Genomic DNA, 19,884 nt, shown 5'->3' with positions numbered 1-19,884 from the left:
TCCTTCGCCCGCGGCCGCCTTACGAGACCCGCTCGACCGATCCTCGCCACGGCGGGATCGGTCGGGCAGGGCCTGGTACGGGTGACCGTCGTTCCCTACGGTCAACGGGTGAGACGATCGGCGATCAGCGAGGCGCAGCGGTCGTCGAAGAGGATCGTGTAGTGGTTGCAGTCCTCGACCAGCTCGTCCTTCAGCGAGGGCACCCGCGCGGTCCACTCGGCGGCGAGCTCGTCGGGCAACATGCCGACCGGCTGGTTCAGCAGCCCCCTCGGGGCGCGCAGCAGTGACAGGGGCGAGGTGATCGCCCGCAGCGCGGCACCGATCGCCTCACCCTCGGTGAGCATCCACCGGCCGTCCTCGCGGACCGGCTCCTGCCGCGCCCGCGAGCGCACCGCGCCTTCCGGCCCCGAGGCGTCGTAGCGGACGTACTCCTCCGCCTCCTCGGTCCACGCGCCGACGAAGGCCGGGTGGGCCTTGAAGAAGTCCACGTACGCGTCGACGCTCGGGAAGGTCTGGGCCAGCCGGGCGACGGCGGGCCCGAGCGTGGCCTCGATGACCGCGTCGGGGTCCGCGCCGGGAGGCATCGGCAGCGGGAGCCCGCCGTCGACCAGCACCACCTTGGCGTAGTCGTGGCCCGCCGCGGCGAGCGCGGTGACGTAGGCGCCCATCGAGTGGCCGGTGAGCACGATGTCGGACTCCGCGCCCACGGACCGGGCGACGAGGTTCACGTCCTCGGCGTGCCCGGCCAGGCCGTACGGGCCGGGGAGCCCGGCGCTGTGGCCACGGCCGCGCAGGTCCATCGCGACCAGCGACCATTCGGCGGGCAGTCTGCGGGCGACGCCGGTCCAGGACATGAGCGAGGCGGTGATGCCGTGCACGGCCACGATCACGCGCGGCCCGGTTCCGAACCTGGCGACGCGCAGCGCGCCGCCGGGGACCTCGACATCACTCAGGACGGGATTCATCGCTACTCCTTGGAACTGGAGACCTCCACCTGCTTCCGGCGAAGGGGGGAACGCGGCCCTTCGGCAATGTATCTGGATCCGGTCAGGTCACCGAGCGCGTGACGGCGGCGGGTGCTCCGCTCAGGGGCGGCGGTTCTCCGGTTTCTTACGTCCGCTCTTGTATCCGTTTAAGCCCATAATTGCCGTATGAGAATTACCGTCATCGAGCACGAGGCGGATGCGGGCCTCGGGTTCCTCGCCGAATGGCTGTCCGGAGCCGGGGTCGCCTGCGAGGTCGTCCGGCCCTACCTGGGCGAGGCCGTGCCCGAGCGGGCCGCCGACGGGCTGATCGTCCTCGGCGGCGAGGCGGCGGCCTGGGAGGACGAGCAGTACCCCTGGCTGCCCGCCACCCGAGACCTGATCCGCGGCTGTGTCGAGGCGGGCGTGCCCACCCTGGGGATCTGCCTGGGAGCCCAGCTCATGACGCTCGCCTGCGGTGGCGCCGTCGAGCGCGGAGAGCACGGGCTGGAGGTGGGCGCGACCGAGGTCGTCCCGCTGCCGGCCGCCGGGGCGGACCCGCTGTTCACCGGCCTCGCCCCCGCTCCCGCCATCCAGTACCACCGCGACGCGATCACGCGGCTCCCCGCGGGCGCGGTGCCGCTGGCCACCGGCGACCCCTACCCCAACCAGGCCTACCGGCTGGGGGAGAACGCCTGGGCGGTGCAGTTCCACCCCGAGGCCACCCCGGAGATCTTCGCCGGCTGGACGGCCGGCTCGGCCGACCGCCTGACCGACCTGGGCCACCCGGTCGAGGAGCTCAACACGCAGGTGAAGGAGGCCGGAGAGCGGCTCGTCGCCGCCTGGAGGCCGCTCGCCGAGCGATTCGCCACCGCCGTCCAAACCGCGTGACTGAGCGATTACGTTCCGAATCCGCTAACGACGCCGCACAGTTTCAGGATTAGCCTGTGCGGCGACGCTCCGAATGCCCGAGGTGCGCGCCGAGGCCGACGCGACCGCGAGGGGCGTGCACCTTTGATCGCTCGGGGTAAGGATTGAGGAAGGGCACCCGTGCCTGTGATCGAGGACCATGGAGGGTCGGTGGAGACCGTGCCCCGGATGCAGACGACCGCCGGGCGTCTGGCCAGGCTCGGCTTCGCCGACGGGGCCAGGGCCGAGCGACTGCTCGACGAATTGGGGCCGGAGGCCTTCGGAGACATCGACCTGCTGACCTCGCTGGTCGCCGCGGCCGATCCCGACCTGGCGCTCACCTCGCTGAACCGGCTGGCCGAGCAGGACCCCAGCGTTCTTGGAGCGCTCCGATCGGATTCCGGGCTGCGTGCCCGGTTGCTCGGCGTCTTCGGCGTCAGCGCCGCGCTCGGCGACCATGTCGTCAGGCACCCGGAGCACTGGCGCCTGCTCTGCGGGGTGTCGGCGATGGAGCGCCCGGGCGAGGGGGAGCTCCGCGCGGAGCTGCTGCTCGCGGTCGGCGCCGAGCCCGACGACCCCGAGCCGAGGGCCGCCGACGCCTCCACCGCCACCCTCTCGGCGCTGCGCGTCGCCTACCGGGGCCGCCTGCTCCACCTCGCCGCGCGCGACGTCACCGGGGCCGTCTCGCTGTCGGAGGTGACCGCCGAGCTGTCCGACCTGGCCGGGGCCGCGCTGGAGGCGGGGCTCGCCGTCGCCAGGTCGGAGCACCCGGAGGCGGGGGCGGTGCGGTTGGCCGTCATCGGCATGGGCAAGTGCGGGGCACGCGAGCTCAACTACATCAGCGACGTCGACGTCGTCTTCGTGGCCGAGCCGAGAGAGGGGGCCGACGACTCCCTCGACGAGCACGGGGCCATCAAGCTCGCCACCCGGCTGGCCCAGGGCATGATGCGCGCCTGTTCGACCAGTACCCCGGAAGGGGCGCTGTGGGAGGTCGACGCGGCGCTGCGCCCCGAGGGCAAGGCCGGGCCGCTGGTCCGCACCCTCGCCAGCCATCTGGCCTACTACCGGCGCTGGGCCAAGACGTGGGAGTTCCAGGCACTGCTGAAGGCACGGCCGGTCGCGGGTGACACCGAACTCGGAGAGCAGTACGTCGCCGCGGTGAACGAGATGGTCTGGCAGGCCGCCACCCGGGACAAGTTCGTCGAGGACGTGCAGGCCATGCGCCGCCGGGTGGAGGAGCACGTCCGCGGCGGCGAGGCCGAGCGCCAGCTCAAGCTGGGGCCGGGCGGGCTGCGCGACATCGAGTTCGCGGTGCAGCTGCTCCAGCTCGTCCACGGCCGTCTCGACCCGCTGCTGCGCCGCCGTGCCACGCTTCCCGCGCTCGCCGCCCTCTCCCGCGGCGGCTACGTGGGCAGGGACGATGCCAAGGCCCTCGCCGAGGCGTACACCTTCCTGCGCCAGGTCGAGCACCTCATCCAGCTGCACCGGCTCCGCCGCACGCATGTGGTGCCCGACGGCAACGCCGACCTGCGCCGCCTCGGCAGGAGCCTGGGCATGACCGCCGACCCGGTGGGAGAGTTCACCACCAGGTGGCGGCGGCACGCCATGGAGGCGCGGCGCCTGCACGAGAAGCTGTTCTACCGGCCGCTGTTGCAGGCGGTGGCCCGGCTGCCCGAGTCCGAGGACCGGCTCTCCACCGCCGCGGCCAAGGCCCGTCTGGAGGCGCTCGGCTACACCGACCCGGCCGGGGCGCTACGCCACATCAGCGCGCTGACCACGGGTGTCTCCCGCCGTGCCGCGATCCAGCGCACTCTCCTTCCGGTCATGCTCGGCTGGTTCGCCGACGCCCCCGACCCCGACGCGGGCCTGCTCGGCTTCCGTCAGGTCTCCGACAAGCTCGGCTCCACCCCGTGGTACCTGCGACTGCTGCGCGACGAGACCGCGGTGGCCTCGCAGCTGGCCCGGATGCTCGGTACCAGTCGCTACGTGACGGGACTGCTGATGCACGCACCGGAGTCGGTCGCGATGCTCGGCTCGGACACCGAGCTGGCCCCCAGGCCCGCCGAGGCGCTGCTGTCGGAGGCGCGGACCGTGGTCGCCCGCCATCCGGGGGACGCCGAGGGCGCGGTGGCCGCGGTCCGGGGGCTGCGCCGCAGGGAACTGCTCCGTACCGCCGTCGCCGACCTCGCCGGGCTCATCGACATCGAGGAGGTCGGCCAGACGCTGTCCGGGCTCAACGACGTGACGATCCAGGCCGCGCTCGACGCCGCGATCGACAAGGTCGAGATGGAACGCCGTACCCCGCTGGGCACCAGGTTCGCGGTGATCGCGATGGGCCGTCTGGGCGGGATCGAGTCCTCCTACGGCAGTGACGCCGACGTGATGTTCGTGCACTCTCCGCTGGAGGGGACGGCCGAGCGCGAGGCCACCGAGATGGCGTTCGAGGTGGCCAACGAGCTGCGCCGGCTGCTGGCCCTGCCCGCCCCCGACCCGCCGCTGCTCATCGACCCCGGCCTGCGCCCCGAGGGCAAGGCAGGGCCGCTGGTCCGCACCCTGGCCTCGTACGCGGCCTACTACGAGCGGTGGTCCTCGCCGTGGGAGTCGCAGGCGCTGCTGCGCGCCCGCTTCTCCGCCGGGGACGCCGAGCTCGGGGTCGGCCTGCTGCACCTGGCCGACCCGCTGCGCTATCCGCCCGAGGGCATCTCCGAGGCGGCGGTGCTGGAGATCCGCAGGCTCAAGGCCCGGATGGAGGCCGAACGGCTCCCGCGCGGCACCGATCCCGCCCTGCACACCAAGCTCGGCCCCGGCGGGCTGTCCGACGTGGAGTGGGTGGCCCAGCTCATCCAGCTCCGCCACGCCGGGCGCCTCCCGGCGCTGCGGACCACCCGCACCCTGGAGGCCCTGGGCGCGGCGGTCGCCGAGGGCCTGCTCGCGGAGGCCGACGAGGCGATGCTCGCCGAGGCATGGCGGTTCGCCTCCCGCATCCGCGACGCCATCGTGGTGGTCCGGGGCCGGGCCTCGGACACGATCCCGGTGGACGCCCGCGAGCGCATGCTCATCGCCCGCGCCCTCGGCTACCCGCCCGACGGTACGGAGGACTTCGTGGACGACTACCGCCGAGCCACCCGCCGGGCCCGCCGGGTCGTGGAGCGCGTCTTCTACGAGGACTGACCGTTCTCGCGGCCGGATGGGACCGGCACCTGTTCCGGCCACGCGCGAGGAGGCGGCGGCCCACCCGAAGCCCGCGCGGCGGGCGAGGATCTCCGTCCCCCCGGGGTGGAGTGGATGCCTGGCACCCGACCTGGATCGTCACGAAAACCGACCCGTTTCGGTGATCTCGTTGCGCCGCCGGGGGCGGGCGTGTATCAACGGTCCGGGTGATCCTTTTGATATCGGTTTACATTGATCTGGCCATCGGCCTGATCCTGGCCTTCCTGCTCCTGTCGCTCCTGGTGAGCGGGATCAACGAGGCCATCGTCCGGCTGCTCGGGATCCGCAGCAAGTTCCTGTGGGCCTATCTCAGGGACACCCTGGACGGCTCATCGGAGGAGGGCAGATCGTGGATCCCGTCGAAGGTGGCCGACGTCTTCGCGAAGCTGCCCTTCTCCGGTAACGATCCGCGCCCGGCGCACAGTCCCGATCCGGCGCCCGCCGTGGTCGAGCCGATGCGGGTCGACTCCGCCACGGTCCTGGCCACCGAGAACGCCGAGGAGAAGGTCTCGGCGGAGATCGCCGAAGGGATCGCCCCGGAGGGCGTCGCGGGAAAGACCGCCGGGGAGATCGGACCCGACGAGGCGGGCGTCGGTGGGCCCGCGGCCGAGGACCGCGCGGAGCCGCCCACGCCGGCGGTCGACATGACCGCGCGGCTGTACGAACGGCTCCAGGAGATCGACCACCCCAAGGGCACCCGCACCAGCATCGCGAACATCCCGCCCGAGCGGTTCTCCGGTGCCGTCATGGAGCTGGTCGCCGCGGAGGAGGGCGGGGTCGACGGCCTGCTCGCCAAGCTGGAGGCCATCCGCAGCCCGCTCGCGGGCCATCTCAAGGGCGTCTGGCAGGGTGCCCAGCGGGACGCGCAGAAGTTCCGGCAGGGCGTCGAGGACTGGTTCAACGGGGAGATGCAGCGCCTGTCCACCCTCTACGCCCGCTACGTCAGGTGGGTGGTGTTCGCGCTGGGTCTGGTGCTGACCCTGCTGTTCAGCATGGACGCGCTGGAGTACGGCAAGACCCTGCTGCGCGACAACGCCTACCGCGCCGGGGTGGCCGCCATCGCGGGCGGCGGTGGGGAAGGGTACGCCGCGCTGAAGGACAAGTGCGCGGGAGCAGGGAGCGGCCTCGCCGAGCCGTACCAGTGCGTGACCGAGTCCCTCAGCTCCCCGGCGCTGGTCAAGATCTTCGACCACGCGATCGTGAGCATCACGATCCCGCCCGACGGCTCCGACGATCCTTCCTTTCACTGGAACGGCGCAGCCTGGTGGGACCGGCTCGTCACCCCCGGCCACTGGCCGGGTTACCTGCTCACCATGGTGGCGCTGCTGTTCGGCGCCTCGTTCTGGTGGGACGTGCTGCGCCGCCTGACCGGCGTCCGGGGCAACCGTTCCTAGGCCTGGCCGTGCCGCTGTCCGGTGCCCGGTGCCCGGGACGACCGCCCCTAGCGGAGCTCGGCCAGTAGCAGGTCGACCTGGGGGAGCGGGTCGGGTCCGAACGGGCGGACCACGACGGTGCGGGCACCCGCCTCCCACAGTGACCTGACCTGGTCGGCGGCCTCCTCGGCGGAACCCACCGCCATCACCACCTCGTCCGGGGCGACCTTCAGGAACTCGGCGGAACCCTCGGCCAGCGCGGTGACCGTCGCGGCGTCGTCGCCGATGTAGAGGTTGACGAAGACCACCAGCTCGTGATCGCCCCCGCCGGTCAGCGTGAGGGCCTCCTCGATCTTCCCGGAACCGACCCCCTCGGGCAGGATCGTGCCCTGCGCCACCCGTCCCGACAGTTCCAGCGAGCGGGGCCGCAGCACCCCGGCCAGCAGCGGCGGCACGACGGCGGGGGGATGCACCAGGCGCACCCCGTCGAGCCGCACGGCCTTGCCCTCCAGGGTGACCGTCTCACCGCGCAGCAGCTCGCGTACCGCCGTGATCGTCTCCTCCAGCAGTGCCAGCGGGGAGGGCGCGAGTGCGCCCACCTGGCGCATCCAGTCCTGGACGCCGTGCCCGATGCCGGCCGCGAGCCGGCCCGGGTGCAGGCGGGCCAGGTTGCCCAGCTCCATGGCCAGCAGGGCGGGGTTGCGCAGCGGCGCCGGGGTGATCCCGATGCCCACCCGCAGGTGCTCGGTGACGGCGAGCGCGGTGGCCGCCGACGAGATCGCCCCGGTCCAGCCGAGATCCTCCACCACCCAGACGTCGTCCACCTCGGCCGCGTCCAGATGGCGGCAGAAGGGGATGAGCGACTCGGGGGGAAGGTCGCGATCGAACATGACGCCCAGACGCATGTCTCTCCTACGGTCGATGTCTTTCCCGGTGCGGGACCCCGGGTGTTCCTGCCGCGCGGTTTCCGCGGCACCTCATCTTCGCGGCATCCCGCTTTCGAGGCACCTCAGAGGGCTCCCGCGTAGCGGAAGTAGCCGACGAGGTCGTCGAGGGCCGCGACGCGATCGATCCGCACCTCGGTCCCGGTCCTCCGTGCATTGATCATCTTGCCCTGGCCGACGTAGACGCCGACATGATGGGTGCTGACCCTACGCTTGCCGATCTTGCCGTAGAAGACGAGGTCTCCCGGCCTGGCCACGGCGGCGGGGATCCTCTTGAGCCGCTTCACGTGGTCGTCGGTGTTGCCGGGCCCCAGCACGTCGCGCCCGTAGGCGAGATGGTAGACCCAGCGGGTGAGGCCGGAGCAGTCCAGGCCGAGGGTCCGGGTGGCCGGGCAGGGCCGGATCGCCCCCGTGTAGCCCTGGCAGGTGCCGAGGGAGGGGCCAGGCCTCTCGCCGTGACCGCCGCCCCAGGAGTACGGGATCCCGCCGCCCTGCCAGCCGGGTTGGTGCCATCCGGCCTCGATCGCGTACGCGATGGCGGTGATCCGGTTGAGGGCGACCGGCAGGGTCGGCACCGAGGCGCTCAGCAGCAGGAGCATTCCCAGCAGCACGGCCGCCGCGGCCTGCCGCCGGTGTCCGAGAAGATCGCGAAGTCGGTGAGGGCCGGCCTCTGTCACGTCACCTCGCCAGACTTGTCGCTATAAGTCATGACAAGTCTGCCCAACAATCCGGCCCCGTGCCGGCTACGCCACTCCTGCGGCAACGGCGCCAAAGGAGTGGCGTAGCCAGGTCCGGCTCTATCCGGCCTGGTACCGGTACGTGACCCTGACCATGCTCGCGCTGGCCTTCCTCCGGCGGCCTCAGCCCCCGATCGCGGGCATGCTCTCGGGAACGGTCTCCGCCGCCGCGTCCGGTCTCGGAGTCGCGAGAAGCTTCACCAGGTGGTCCGCGATCGCGGAGATGGTGGGCTGCTGCCACAGCAGGGTCGCGGGGAGACGGCAGCCGAAGCGCTTCTCCAGGCGCCGCCGGACCATGACGGTCATCACCGAGTCCAGCCCCTGCTCGACAAGGGGACGCCGGGTCGCCAGGTCCTCGGGGGCCAGCCTCATCACGGCCGCGATCTCCGCGCGGATCTCGGGCAGGACGCGCTCGCGCAGGTCCTCGGGCGCCAGGCCGGCGAACGACTCCGCGGGCCCCCGGAGATCCTCCTCGGCCGAGGCGGGCGTGTCGATCACCGGATAGCGGAGTCCCGTGAGGTGTCCCACCACCCGGCCGTCCACCTCGGCCAGGAGCGCCCGGACGGTGTCGTCGGCGGCCGGGTCCACGGCCGCGTTGATGATCACCGTCGAGGGTGGCGTGCCGGTCAGCACCACCTCGTCGATGTGCACGACCATGCGCAGCACCGGATCGCCGGGAAACACGCAGGGCGCCACGGACATCGCCGCGTCCAGCGCCGGCGCCCAGCTCCCCGGTTCCTCGGTGCGGACCGTGGCCCGCAGCACGCCGTCTCCGCTCAGCAGCGTCTCAATCGTCCAGTCGAAGCCCGTCGAGGGCACGCCGACGGTGGCCAGCCGCTTGTGCACGAACCCGGGATCGATCGGGGTGAGATCGCCGGCCTCCGGCAGCACGTCGGGTTTCACCTGGCCCGGAGCAGCCACGTCCGCGGTGACGTGCACCAGCCAGGCGGGTTCGGGCTCGTCGGGACCGGCCGGTGTACGGGCCGCGAGCCGTACCACCGGAGGCTCGTGCACGACCTGGATCTGCCTGCGTTCCGCGGTCATCAGCGGATGCATCATCTCCACGTCGGTGAGCGTGACGTCCTCGTCCTCGACCGCGTGCAGGAACGTGTTGACCAGCACGGCGGCGGGCACGATCTCGACCCCGTTGAGGGCGTGGCTGCCCGGGTAGGGCCGGTTGGCGTCCTCCAAGCCGGTCCGCCACACCCGGGTCCGGCTGCCCGCGAGGCGGGCCCCGGCTCCGAGCAGGGCGTGGGAGTGCACGTCGTGCCCTCGGTTGTCGTCCTCGATGTACGCCTCGCGCCAGTGGCGGCGGTGCTGCCAGGCGTACGGCGGCAGATCGGCCAGGCCGCCGGACGGCTGCAGCCGACTCCAGTCCACCTCGACGCCGTGACAGTGCGCCGTGCCCAGCGCGATGAGGAAGGTCGGCGACTCTGGCTGGTTCCGGCGCAGTGACGTGCCGACGAACACGTCCTCGAACCCGTTCTCCGAGAGGGTCTCGGTCACCGAGTGCGCGACCACGGGGTGGGGGGAGATCTCCAGGAACACGCGGTAGCCGTCCTGCGCCGCGGCCGTCGTCGCCGCGGCCAGCCGCACCGGGTCCCGGAGGTTCGCCGCCCAGTATGCGCTGTCCAGGACGGGCGTCGACCGGGGGTCCGCCAGCGCGGTCGTGTACATGGGGATGCGAGGCGCCCCGAACGAGAGATCGGCGGTGGCGGCGGCCAGTTCGACGGCCAGAGGATCCATGTGCGGGCTGTGGAAGGCGACATCCGACGCCACCCGCCGCACCACGATGCCCTCGGCCGGCCACTCGTTCACCACCGCCTCGACCGCGGCGACGTCGCCGGACAGCACGGTGGAGCCGGGGGCCGACGAGATCGCGGCCACCAGGTCGGTACGGCCGGCCAGCCTCTCCGCCGCCTCCTCGAAGGACAGGTCGACCATCACCATGGCCCCCTTGCCCTCGGCCTGGCGCAGCAGCCGGGAACGGCGGCAGATCAGGCGGGCGCCGTCGGCGACGGTCATCGCGCCGGCCGTCACCGCCGCCGCGATCTCGCCGACGGAGTGGCCGATGACGGCCTTCGGCGCGACCCCGTACGCGTTCCAGAGCCTGGCGAGGCCCAGCTGCATCACGAAGATCATGGTTTGCACGCGGTCGATGGTGTCGAGATCGCCGTCGGCCAGGACCTGCCGGGGGGAGAAGCCGATCTCCTCGACGAAGATCGGTTCCACCTCGTCGACCAGGGACGCGAACTCCGGCACGGCGAGCAGCTCCCGCCCCATCCCGCGCCACTGGCAGCCCTGCCCGGAGAAGACCCAGACCGGCCCGGGACCGAGCTCGGGCAGCACGTCACCGGTGAGGACGGCCTCGGCCGGCACGTCCTCCGCGAGCCTGCGCAGGCCGGCCGCCAGCTCGTCCCTGTCCGCCCCGATCACGACGGCGCGACGGGCCAGATGGGTGCGCCGGAGCGCCAGCGTGTGCCCCGCCGACGCCAGGTCGAGCCCCTTCCCGAGGTGATCGGCGAGCTTGCCCGCGTACTGCCGCAGAGCCTGCTCCGATGCGGCCGACAGCGGGAACAGCCGCTCCCCGGTCCGCTCGCCCCGGGGCGCCTCCTGGGCACAAGGAGCCTGCTCGAGCACGATGTGCGCGACCGTGCCGCCGTACCCGAAGCTGGAGACGCCCGCCCGGCGGGGGTGGTCGCGCTCCGGCCAGGCTGATCGTTCGGTCACCACGCGGAGACCCGAGGCCTCCCACGGGATGGCCGGGTTCAGGGTGGTCAGCACGCTCGGGGGGATCTCAGCGCGGTCGAGGGCGAGCACCGCCTTGATGACGCCGGCGATGCCGGCGGCGCCTTCGAGGTGACCGATGTTGGACTTGACCGAGCCGATGAGGCACGGGTCGCCGGGGGACCGCCGAGTGCCGTACACGGAGGAGAGCGCCCCCGCCTCGAGCGGGTCGCCGAGCCGGGTCCCGGTGCCGTGCGCCTCGATGTAGTCGACGGTGGACGGCGCGACGCCCGCCTGCCGGCAGGCCCGGATCATCACGTGTTCCTGGGCCTCCCCGCACGGCGCCATGATGCCGTTGGTGTGCCCGTCCTGGTTCACGGCGCTGCCGATGACGAGCGCGAGGATCCGGTCACCGTCGCGCTGCGCGTCGGACAGCCGCTTGAGCACGACCACGCCGCAGCCCTCGCCGCGTCCGTAGCCGTCGGCCGACGCGTCGAACGACTTGGACCGCCCGTCGGGGGCCAGGGCCCCGGCTGTGCCGAGCGTGACGGTCTGGCCCGGGGTGACCAGCAGGTTGACGCCGCCGGCGAGGGCGATGTCGCTCTCGCCGAGCCGCAGGCTCTGCGCGGCCAGGTGCAGCGCGACCAGCGACGCCGAGCAGGCGGTGTCGATCGCCATGCTGGGTCCGCGCAGGTCCAGGGAGTAGGAGATGCGATTGGCGACGGCGCAGGTCGCGGCGCCGATCCCGGTCCACGCCTCGATCTGGGGCAGGTCCTCCAGGAGGCGGCTTCCGTAGTCGTTGGTGCAGACCCCGACGAACACCCCGGCGTCGGTGCCGGCCAGCTCGTGCGGTGGCAGGCCGGCGTTCTCCAGGGCCTCCCACGCGGTCTCCATCAGGATCCGCTGCTGCGGGTCCATCAGCTCGGCCTCGCGGGGCGACAGGCCGAAGAACTCCGCGTCGAAGCCCTCGATGTCGCTCAGGAAGCTGCCGTGACGCACGGCGTCGCGCAGCGCGGCGGCGTATTCGGGGCTCCGGTTCTCATACCGGCGCCAGCGTTCGGCGGGCAGCGGCCGGGTCGTGTTCCGGCCGGCGCGCAGCAGGTCCCAGAACTCGTCCGGTGAGCGGACGTCGCCGGGAAGGCGGCATCCGATCCCGACCACCGCCACTGGTTCCACCCGGACTCCGCGCGGACTGTCGACCATCTGCGTTTGTTTCCCTTCGATTCAGGCCCATTGAGGATTGTCGATGATCTTGATCACGGCACTGGAGACGGTCACCCCCGGCCCGGTGCCGAGCATCAGCATGTGGTCGCCGGGGCCCAGCTGCCCGGTCATGAGCAGGTGGTCGAGGGAAAGGACCTGGTCGCTGGCCCCGCAGTGGCCGATGGTGCGGCCGTAGTCCCAGGTCGAGCGGGACATGGGCAGGTCGAGCATGGCCATGCACCGCTGTTCGACGATCTCTTCGGAGTAGTTCATGAACGCCACCCGGGCGAGATCGCGGGCCTCGATCCCGCTCTCGGCCAGCGCGCGCTCGACCATCTCCATCAACGCCCGCTGGATCTTGAACAGCGCCGCGGTGGCCTCGCCCCTGGGCATGACCTGCTGCCGGAACTGCTCGTTCCTGGCCGCGAAGCTCATCCGGCGCCCGACCGTGACGCCCGGCGGGAACAGGGGTTCGCTGCCCCGGTGCAGTTCCTCGGCCTCGGTCACCGTCGTCGTGCAGACCGACATCAGGCGCGCGAAACCTGTCTCCTTGGTGAGCACGAGCGCGCCGGCGGCGTCCCCGCCGATGTAGCCGGGGCCCATCCGCCACCGGTCCATCAGCGGGGTGCCGTAGTTGTCGGCGGCGACCAGCAAGGCGGCCTGCCGGCCGGGAGCGGCGTCCAGGTAGCCGGCCGCGAGTTCCAGGGCGATGAACATCCCGTTGCAGCCCTGCCGGATCTCGGTGGCCAGGGCGTCCCCGCCGACGAGATGACGCTGCAGGTAGGAGTGCGGGGGCCAGCCGTCCGGTCCCTGGTGCCACGTCGAGGCGTACAGGAGGAGATCCAGGTCGGCCGGCGCCCGCCCGCTGCGCCTGAGCGCGCTCCGCGCCGCGTGCAGGGCCATCTCCGGAGCCGGTACGTCACCGGCCACCGCCGCCCCGGCCAGGTTGTGCAACTCGGCCTCTTCGGCCGGGTACCAGCCTTTGGCGACGGCTTTCTCGACGCTGACGACGGTCCGGGGGAGGAAGGCTCCCACTCCGCTGATGTACGTGTCCGCCCACTGCATGACTCTGCCCTTGCCCCGGCTAAACGGATTCGAGTTCTCTGACCATCGCCACGATGGTCACGACGTCCCGGAAGTTCTCGGGGTCGAGCTTCGCGGCGGGGATCGGGACGCCGATGTCCCTCCGGAGGAAGTTCAGCAACCGCGCCGTCCGCAGGGAGTCCAGGAGACCCGACACGAGGAGCGGGGTCGTCTCGTCGACCTTGATGTCGTCGCCGTCCAGGACGAGGTTCTCCTGGATGAAGTCGACCAGCCTTCGCGTGAGCTCGGTCATGCGCGTGCCTCTCTCGTGACGGGAGAGGTGGCCAGGACCCTGAACGCCGCCGCGGCGACGGACGTTCCGGAGCCGAACCCGACCATGAGCAGGTGATCGCCGGCCACCAGCCCGCCGGTCGCGATCAGATGCTCGAAGGCGATGAACTGGTCCACCGCGCCGCAGTGGCCCACGCGCCTCCCGTAGTCCCAGGTCGTCTGATCCTCGTCGATGCCCAGCCAGGACATCTGCCCGTCCAGGTCCTCGCGGCGGCCGTGCGGCAACGCCACCCGCGTGATGTCGGCAAGTCCGATCCCGGCCTCATCCAGGGTCTGCTCGACCTGCTGCATCATCGTTTTTTGGATCGTCAGGTGGATCCCGGTTCCCTGTGCTTTGAGCAGCCGCTGGCGGAATTCCTCGTGCCGGTCTCCGAAGCTCAGCCCTCTGCCGATGGTGGCGTCCGGGGGGAACAGGGGGTAGGCGCCGTCGTTGACCGCGTCGGCCTCCGGGATCACCGTCACGTTCACCGACAGGAGCTCGGCCATGCCGTACCCCTTGCCGAGGATGAGCGCGGCCGCGGCGTCGCCGATCAGTGCCCCGGGGGTCATCCGCCAGCGGTCCACCAGCGGGGTGCCGTGGTTGTCCGAGGAGACGACCATGGCCGTCTCCCGGTCCGCGTCGGCCTGCAGATAGCTCGCCGCCAGCTCGAGCGAGCTGATCATCCCCACGCAGCCGCTCCGGATCTCGAACGCCGGCACGTTCCCGCCGAGGAGGTGCGTCTGCAGGTAGTGCTGGGGCTGCCAGCCGTTCGGGCCCTGGTGCCAGACCGACGGGTAGAGCAGAAGGTCGAGATCGCGCGGGGAGGACTCACCCCAGCGGTCGTACGCGTCCAGGACCGCGAGTCGCGCCATCTCGGGTGCGGGCATGTCGCCGGCCACCGCCGCGCCGATCTGCTGGAACCTCTCGACCTCCTCGTCCGGGTACCAGCCCTCACGAACCGCCTGCTCGACGCTCACACTGTCAGGCACATAGACACCGAGACTCCTGACAAACATGTTGGATGTACGCACACGTCCCCTAACTCATCGGTGATCCCGGACAACGGATTTCAGGCATCGGAAGGCGGTTTATCCGACTTATTTCGGGTCTCGGGATATCAAGCGACCCCCGGCCGTCAATGAAAACAACGGGAAATAGGCCGGTGAGCCGTCCGGGGCAAGAATAGGGGCGGGCCGTCGGATAAAGCAATATGAACGTAAGCGACCAGGTCCGCGACATTCCGTGATCAAGATTCGACGGAACGTGTTGAATTTTGGAAATACGCCTTTCCGCTCCAGGCCGCGGTTTCTCCGAATGTAATGGTTTGGAATCCGGACGACGAGAGAACGGTGCCGGGCCGTCGCCATTCGGCTCAGGCCCGGCGCGTCGTGTCAGGCGGGCACTCTCGTGCAGGCGATGTTGTTGAGTTTGAACTGGGCTGGAATATCGTTCGTCCCGGTGGCGGTCGCCGAGAAGCCGAGGCTCTGACTGGAGCCGGGGCCGATGTAGGAGTTGTGGCCGGCGTCGCGGGCGGTCACCTGGGCGCCGGCCTGGGTCACCGTGGCGTTCCAGGCGGTCGTGATCTGCTGGTTGCCCGGCCAGGTCCACGTCACGGTCCAGCCGTTGATGGGGGTCGTGCCGGTGTTCCTGACGGTCACGCTGCCGTTGAAAGCGCCGTTCCAGACGCCGGTGGTGTAGACGACCTCGCAGGAGGTGCCCATCTTGAGCCCGCCGCGCAGGAAGGTCGCGAAGTTGGCCCAGGTGGGGTTCAACGTGCCGGTCCCGACGGTCTCGGCGCAGTTGGTGGTGGTGCGGACGGTCTGCATGCCGTACTGGGCGGGGTCCATGATCTGGGGCATCATGTGATCCGCTCCGGGTACCGAGACGAACGTGGCGTTGCCGCACTGAGCCTTGATCCTGTTGTAGAGCAGGACGCTCTGCCCGTGTGGCACCAGGAAGTCGGCCTGGCCGTGCAGGAACATCAGCGGCGGGTCGTTGCCGTCGACGTAGGTCATCGGATTGGCCTGGGCCACCTGGGCCGGGCAGGTCTGGATCGGGCAGCCGACCAGGAGGGATTCCGGGGAGGCGGGAGAGTTGTGGTCAAGCCCGCCGGTCGGCAGGTTCTGCGCGTTCATCTGCAGGAAGTCGGTCGGGCTGTAGAAGGCGAGTCCTGTCTGCACGGCGCTGGAGACGCCGGTCGTGCCGACGGTGCCCTCCAGCGCCGTCACGCCGCCGGACAGGGTGGCCATCTCCGTCAGCCAGCCGCCCGAGGAGTCGCCCATGATCGCGAAGCGATTGGGGTCGAGCTGGTACGTGGCGGCGTTCGCACGCAGCCAGCGGATGGCCGCCTTGATGTCGTGCACCTGGGCCGGGAAAATCGCCTGAGCGCTGGACCGGACGCTGACGCCGGCCACAGCGAAGCCCAGCGGGTTGAAGATGTTCGCGATCGCGTCCGCGCCGGCCTTGCCGTCGTCGCTCGTCCAGGCTGAGCCGGTGTGCCAGATCAGCAGCGGCCGGGGCGTGATGCCGGTGGACGGCAGGTAGAGGTCCAGCAGATGCCCCCTGCTCCCGGCCGGTTGTGCGGGCGCGTAAGCGACGTCAGTGATCACCTGCGTGGCGTGAGCCGGCGGCGCGAAGGCCGCTGACACACCGACGGCGGCCAGCACGGTCATCGCCATGCCGACGATCATGGCCGTGCGGATTCGAGCTTGCATGGTGCGGCTCCGGTTGGTCGGATGATCGCCGCTTCCCCGGTGACCGTCCGTGTCTTCTCCTGTGCCGGGGCGGCCGCGATCAGCACGCCGACCGTGGCGCCTGCGAGAACAACGTCCTGCTCGAGTGTCGCGGCTTACATCGATATGGGCGGGGAGACGATATGCCACGTAAGTGTCGATGGTCAAAGTTTTCTGTACATCGTTCCAATCGAACAGGAAGAGCGGCATAAATCGTACTTTATAGATCACATAGTGCGAAGACAGTCCAGATCATCCATGGCATGCACAGGCGGTCGGATACGCACCCACGAGGTCTTTCGAGGGCGCCACGTCTGGAATTGGACAGCGGCTGGAACCCCCGAGAACAGGCGGCTCGGAAAGCGATACCGGCTTTACCGGCGGTACACACCCGTGAAACATGCACCGCTCCACGACGACGCCGATGAAAGTTTCATCTCCTCCCGCGACTGATTCGGACGTGACGATCTTCCTGACGCGTGGTTAGTGATAATGTCCACCGTCATGATCTCCCCAGTCACAGGAGGACGAATGCGAAAGGTACGCGCTGTTCTCGTCTCGGCCGTCATGGTCTTCGGAGTGTCGCTGACGATCGGTGCCGCCCCGGCGCACGCCGAGAGGCTGGCCGGCGTCTTCAAGGACTACTCGGAGTGCGAGCGGATCGGAACCCAGGGCATCACCCAGGGCTGGTGGGACGGCTATTCATGCGAGTGGGAGGGCCGGTACCGCTATTACTTCCTCTACGCGTGACCCGGTGAAACGCACGCACCCCCGGCTCTGAGAGGTCGAACCGGGGGCGCGTGCCCGTGATCCGTGGGTCGTGGATTCGAGTCCCACTCGCCCTACCGCGCCGACCTGCGGCTTTACACGGACCTGTAGTCGCGTCATCTGATCGTGAGTCACGCCCCTGCCCGAACCTTGCCGATCTTCCGATTGGCCGCCCGCGCCGCCTGCCGCACGCAGTCGTTGCGTGTCACCTTCGTGCACGCGACCGCGATGCCCCGGAGGCGTGGTCCGGGGCACCTTTCCCCGACCGGTCAGACGGCGCTCTCGCCGAGCCAGACCAGGTCGGAGCCCAGCCGATGCGCGGCCCGGTGGGCGTTCGTCCAGCGGCCGAACCCGTACCCGCTCCTGGTGACGGTCGCCGCCGTCCCATCCGGCAGCGCCAGCCCGTACGCCACCACTTCCGGCGACCTCGGCCCGTCCCTCTCGTCGTCCTCGTCGAACTCCTGGACCAGGGCGAACATGCGCGGGAGATCATCGGGCGGCACGCGCGCACTCGCGTACGCACTCTCCGGGCCCGTGGTCTGCGGGCAACGCTCGTCGAAGTCCGGGTCATGGCAGACGGATGGCTGGTCGGAACCAGCGTGCTGCTCCATGTTGGTACTCCCTTCCGGTGCTGAACCTGAGTGGAGATCTGCTGGACGGCCCCGCTTCGATTTCTCTGCGTCTTCAAGCAAACGCATAGCGTGACCGTCGATGCCTCGGTAGCGTGACATCGAATTTACGAGTGCGCAAGCTTGCCTGAAGAGCTTGTTGGACTTGTCCCGATTCACCCCTTATCGAATCAGCGATACAGGCGTCGCGAGCTCGAAGGAGACGACAATGGGCGCGAAACGAGGACCGACACTGCGGGCGCAGTGGCTCGGCAAACGCCTCAAGGAGTCCCGGGAGTCGGCCAAGCTGACGCTCAGGCAAGCGGGTGACTACCTGCAGCGCGACGCGGCCACCATCAGCCGACTGGAGTCCGGCATCATTCCGGCGAGGGTGTCCGACGTGCTGGCTCTCCTCAACCTGTATGACGTCGGTGATCAGAAGATCCGCGACGGGCTGGAGCGGCTCAGCCGCGACATCTGGCGAAAGGGCTGGTGGGATGGCTACGCCACCGACTCCCTCGGCGGGATGTTCGATCACGTCTGGCTCGAAACCCGCGCGGAGGGGATCCGCTCCTACGAGGTGATGGTTGTCCCTGGTCTTCTCCAGACCCGGGACTACGCCTTGGCGGTCATCGCGGCGGGCGACGCGGATCTCCCCGGGGAGCAGATCGAGCGCTGGGTGGAGTTCCGGATGGACCGGCAGCGCGTGCTCGACGCCGAGTCGGCTCCGAGCATAGAGATCGTTCTCGACGAGGCCGTGCTGTACCGCATGATCGGCGGCCCGAAGGTGATGCGCGCCCAGTTGGAGCACTTGGCCAAGTCCATGTCGAGGCCGAACGTGACCGTCCGGGTCCTGCCGTTCGCCGCAGGGGAGCACGCCTGCCTGGAGGGTTCTTTCACGATCTTTGCCATGCCGGAGCCTTACTCCGACGCGACCTATGTGGAGACCAGAGGGGGTGCCGTCTACACCGAAGCGGAAGGTGCCGAGATCTTCGCACGAGCGTACGATTCCCTACGTAGCGCCGCGCTCACCCCGGATGAGTCTATGACCGTCATCCGGACCGCAATCGGTCGTGCCAAACGCGCGAGAGGGAGCACAGGATGATCACCCCTGAGGAGTTGGCGGGTGTGGCCTGGCACATCAGCACCAGGAGCGCCAACAGTAACGGGCAGTGTGTCGAGGCCGGGCCGCTGGCCGATGGCAGCGGGCGCGTCGCGGTACGGCACAGTCGTCGCCCCGGCGCCGAGGTGATCGTCTACACCCGCGCCGAGTGGCAGGCATTCGTCGACGGCGTCAAGAACGGCGAATTCGACTTCTCCCCCAGGTGAAAGGGAACGGCCTCCGGCGGGCGTTCACGACCGTGCGCCGGTCGTCCTGGTCGTCAGCGGCGACGCCGTCCCTGCCGAGCGCGTGGACGGGACGGTCGTTCAGTAACCGCGGCTCGAGGCCGCTTGGCGGATCTTCGCTCCACCGTACTGACCGCGCGGGATGCATCCGGGACACGGGCAGGGGAACCTGCCGTGGGCGTTGGGCATGTATCTCCAGCCGGTCACCTGGTTCACGCCGCGAACGCGGTGGACCTCCTTGGCGGTGATCGCCCGCGGGATGAAGACCTCGTAGCCTCGGGCGTCCTCGCATCCGGCGATCAGGGCCGCGGCCTCGGCACTGGGAAGCTCCTCGTGTCCCCCTGAGAAGTAACCCACGAACACCGGCTCGTCATCGGGCACCCGAAAGTCGACGGCCACCATCATGGTGCGTCGGCCACCGCGTTTCAGCTCGCGAACCCACTGGTGAGTGAGCTGGTAGGAGGGGAGGATCGGCAGGCAGAACACTCCCGGCAGGCCGTCATGGTTTCTGCTCTGCGCGCGGATACCGGCCCGCCGCACCGAACGGACCTTCTTGGCCGCGGTGAGATGTACGAAAAGGGTCATGAGCCGTGCCGTCCGGGGTGCGACATCTGGCCTGCCAAAAGCACCTCTTCCAGGAAGATCAACGAGAGCCTGGTCAGCAGCGTAGCCCGGCAGGCGAATATGCCAAACAGCTTTTCCGCCGCAAAGCGGGCCACAGCTATCACTGCCTACGAAATCCTCCGTGAATAGGAATGCCTCGGCCGTAGGCGGGTGGCTACGCTTCCCGACGAACGGGAGAAGGGGGCGGGGTGCGGCAACGGGTGCGGGGTCCTGCGATGTGCCGTTGTGCGCTTACTGATGAAGAAAGTTGGGCGTCACGGGTTGCTCGGGGGGCTTGTCTGCACTGTTTGACCAGGTGACAGCCTGGAGGTATGAGGTACTCGGACAGCAGCGGGGGATTGTCCGGCACGGCGCGGGAGCGTCGTGAAGCACTGCGGCTTCGGGCG

Annotated in this window: 16 protein-coding genes; 6 read left to right on the top strand and 10 right to left on the bottom strand. The window is 70.1% G+C overall.

Features of this window, described 5'->3' with window-relative positions:
• Nucleotides 1-101 precede the first annotated feature (101 nt).
• The gene (locus ABT130_RS12855) at nt 102-965 is read right to left on the bottom strand and encodes an alpha/beta hydrolase (protein ID WP_350927957.1); all 864 of its coding nucleotides are present in this window, start codon (nt 963-965) and stop codon (nt 102-104) included.
• Between the two features lie 186 nt (nt 966-1,151).
• On the opposite strand from ABT130_RS12855, the gene ABT130_RS12850 reads away from it, so the two are divergent.
• The 3 genes from ABT130_RS12850 to ABT130_RS12840 all read left to right on the top strand — a co-directional run bounded on the left by ABT130_RS12850 (nt 1,152) and on the right by ABT130_RS12840 (nt 6,475).
• Nucleotides 1,152-1,853, top strand: coding sequence for a type 1 glutamine amidotransferase (locus ABT130_RS12850; RefSeq protein ID WP_350955319.1), 702 nt, complete (start codon nt 1,152-1,154; stop codon nt 1,851-1,853).
• Between the two features lie 207 nt (nt 1,854-2,060).
• Nucleotides 2,061-5,042, top strand: a complete 2,982-nt coding sequence (locus ABT130_RS12845; RefSeq protein ID WP_350955356.1) for a bifunctional [glutamine synthetase] adenylyltransferase/[glutamine synthetase]-adenylyl-L-tyrosine phosphorylase — start codon at nt 2,061-2,063, stop codon at nt 5,040-5,042.
• 206 nt (nt 5,043-5,248) lie between these two features.
• A complete protein-coding gene (locus tag ABT130_RS12840) occupies nt 5,249-6,475 on the top strand; it encodes a hypothetical protein (RefSeq protein WP_350927953.1) in 1,227 nt (408 codons plus the stop codon).
• A 47-nt stretch (nt 6,476-6,522) separates the two neighbouring features.
• Here the strand turns inward: ABT130_RS12840 and ABT130_RS12835 are convergent, their stop codons facing one another.
• The 7 genes from ABT130_RS12835 to ABT130_RS12805 all read right to left on the bottom strand — a co-directional run bounded on the left by ABT130_RS12835 (nt 6,523) and on the right by ABT130_RS12805 (nt 16,133).
• Entirely contained in the window at nt 6,523-7,359 is an 837-nt protein-coding gene (locus tag ABT130_RS12835; protein ID WP_350927943.1) for an LLM class flavin-dependent oxidoreductase, read from the bottom strand.
• A gap of 104 nt (nt 7,360-7,463) precedes the next feature.
• Nucleotides 7,464-8,075, bottom strand: a complete 612-nt coding sequence (locus tag ABT130_RS12830) for a C40 family peptidase (RefSeq protein WP_350955317.1) — start codon at nt 8,073-8,075, stop codon at nt 7,464-7,466.
• 183 nt (nt 8,076-8,258) lie between these two features.
• Nucleotides 8,259-12,038, bottom strand: coding sequence for a type I polyketide synthase (locus tag ABT130_RS12825; protein WP_350955315.1), 3,780 nt, complete (start codon nt 12,036-12,038; stop codon nt 8,259-8,261).
• Between the two features lie 48 nt (nt 12,039-12,086).
• Complete coding sequence (locus tag ABT130_RS12820) at nt 12,087-13,130, bottom strand: ketoacyl-ACP synthase III family protein (protein ID WP_350955313.1); 1,044 nt, start codon at nt 13,128-13,130, stop codon at nt 12,087-12,089.
• Nucleotides 13,131-13,149: 19 nt separating this feature from the next.
• Nucleotides 13,150-13,401: an acyl carrier protein gene (locus ABT130_RS12815; RefSeq protein ID WP_350927935.1), complete on the bottom strand. Its 252-nt coding sequence runs from the start codon at nt 13,399-13,401 to the stop codon at nt 13,150-13,152.
• On the bottom strand, nt 13,398-14,408 hold the full coding sequence (locus tag ABT130_RS12810; protein ID WP_350927933.1) for a ketoacyl-ACP synthase III family protein: 1,011 nt from the start codon (nt 14,406-14,408) through the stop codon (nt 13,398-13,400). Before ABT130_RS12810 ends, ABT130_RS12815 begins: the two co-directional genes overlap by 4 nt.
• A gap of 402 nt (nt 14,409-14,810) precedes the next feature.
• Nucleotides 14,811-16,133, bottom strand: a complete 1,323-nt coding sequence (locus ABT130_RS12805) for a cellulose binding domain-containing protein (RefSeq protein ID WP_350955311.1) — start codon at nt 16,131-16,133, stop codon at nt 14,811-14,813.
• A gap of 549 nt (nt 16,134-16,682) precedes the next feature.
• Here ABT130_RS12805 and ABT130_RS12800 point away from each other — a divergent pair.
• Nucleotides 16,683-16,901 carry a hypothetical protein gene (locus tag ABT130_RS12800; RefSeq protein WP_350927928.1) on the top strand — a complete coding sequence of 73 codons (219 nt, stop codon included), beginning with the start codon at nt 16,683-16,685 and terminating at the stop codon, nt 16,899-16,901.
• 287 nt (nt 16,902-17,188) lie between these two features.
• Here the strand turns inward: ABT130_RS12800 and ABT130_RS12795 are convergent, their stop codons facing one another.
• Nucleotides 17,189-17,530 carry a hypothetical protein gene (locus ABT130_RS12795; protein WP_350927926.1) on the bottom strand — a complete coding sequence of 114 codons (342 nt, stop codon included), beginning with the start codon at nt 17,528-17,530 and terminating at the stop codon, nt 17,189-17,191.
• A gap of 226 nt (nt 17,531-17,756) precedes the next feature.
• Between ABT130_RS12795 and ABT130_RS12790 the strand changes: the two genes are divergently transcribed.
• Together ABT130_RS12790 and ABT130_RS12785 are read left to right on the top strand one after the other, a co-directional pair.
• On the top strand, nt 17,757-18,632 hold the full coding sequence (locus tag ABT130_RS12790) for a helix-turn-helix domain-containing protein (protein WP_350927924.1): 876 nt from the start codon (nt 17,757-17,759) through the stop codon (nt 18,630-18,632).
• On the top strand, nt 18,629-18,856 hold the full coding sequence (locus tag ABT130_RS12785; RefSeq protein ID WP_350927922.1) for a DUF397 domain-containing protein: 228 nt from the start codon (nt 18,629-18,631) through the stop codon (nt 18,854-18,856). Before ABT130_RS12790 ends, ABT130_RS12785 begins: the two co-directional genes overlap by 4 nt.
• A gap of 99 nt (nt 18,857-18,955) precedes the next feature.
• Here ABT130_RS12785 and ABT130_RS12780 read toward each other — a convergent pair whose 3' ends face one another.
• Complete coding sequence (locus ABT130_RS12780) at nt 18,956-19,459, bottom strand: hypothetical protein (RefSeq protein ID WP_350955309.1); 504 nt, start codon at nt 19,457-19,459, stop codon at nt 18,956-18,958.
• Nucleotides 19,460-19,884: the final 425 nt, after the last annotated feature.

The sequence above is a fragment of the Streptosporangium sp. NPDC001681 genome, assembly GCF_040298085.1.
Classification (GTDB): Bacteria; Actinomycetota; Actinomycetes; order Streptosporangiales; family Streptosporangiaceae; genus Streptosporangium.
Note: the sequence above shows the minus strand (reverse complement) of the source record. Positions and strands in the feature narration are given on the sequence as shown.

What these genes read in the sequence shown, in the direction of transcription:
- ABT130_RS12855 (WP_350927957.1), bottom strand. Translation starts at nt 965, where the DNA reads ATGAATCCCGTCCTGAGTGATGTCGAGGTCCCCGGCGGCGCGCTGCGC.
- ABT130_RS12850 (WP_350955319.1), top strand. Translation starts at nt 1,152, where the DNA reads ATGAGAATTACCGTCATCGAGCACGAGGCGGATGCGGGCCTCGGGTTC.
- ABT130_RS12845 (WP_350955356.1), top strand. Translation starts at nt 2,061, where the DNA reads ATGCAGACGACCGCCGGGCGTCTGGCCAGGCTCGGCTTCGCCGACGGG.
- ABT130_RS12835 (WP_350927943.1), bottom strand. Translation starts at nt 7,359, where the DNA reads ATGCGTCTGGGCGTCATGTTCGATCGCGACCTTCCCCCCGAGTCGCTC.
- ABT130_RS12820 (WP_350955313.1), bottom strand. Translation starts at nt 13,130, where the DNA reads ATGCAGTGGGCGGACACGTACATCAGCGGAGTGGGAGCCTTCCTCCCC.
- ABT130_RS12815 (WP_350927935.1), bottom strand. Translation starts at nt 13,401, where the DNA reads ATGACCGAGCTCACGCGAAGGCTGGTCGACTTCATCCAGGAGAACCTC.
- ABT130_RS12805 (WP_350955311.1), bottom strand. Translation starts at nt 16,133, where the DNA reads ATGCAAGCTCGAATCCGCACGGCCATGATCGTCGGCATGGCGATGACC.
- ABT130_RS12800 (WP_350927928.1), top strand. Translation starts at nt 16,683, where the DNA reads ATGCGAAAGGTACGCGCTGTTCTCGTCTCGGCCGTCATGGTCTTCGGA.
- ABT130_RS12795 (WP_350927926.1), bottom strand. Translation starts at nt 17,530, where the DNA reads ATGGAGCAGCACGCTGGTTCCGACCAGCCATCCGTCTGCCATGACCCG.
- ABT130_RS12790 (WP_350927924.1), top strand. Translation starts at nt 17,757, where the DNA reads ATGGGCGCGAAACGAGGACCGACACTGCGGGCGCAGTGGCTCGGCAAA.
- ABT130_RS12785 (WP_350927922.1), top strand. Translation starts at nt 18,629, where the DNA reads ATGATCACCCCTGAGGAGTTGGCGGGTGTGGCCTGGCACATCAGCACC.
- ABT130_RS12780 (WP_350955309.1), bottom strand. Translation starts at nt 19,459, where the DNA reads ATGACCCTTTTCGTACATCTCACCGCGGCCAAGAAGGTCCGTTCGGTG.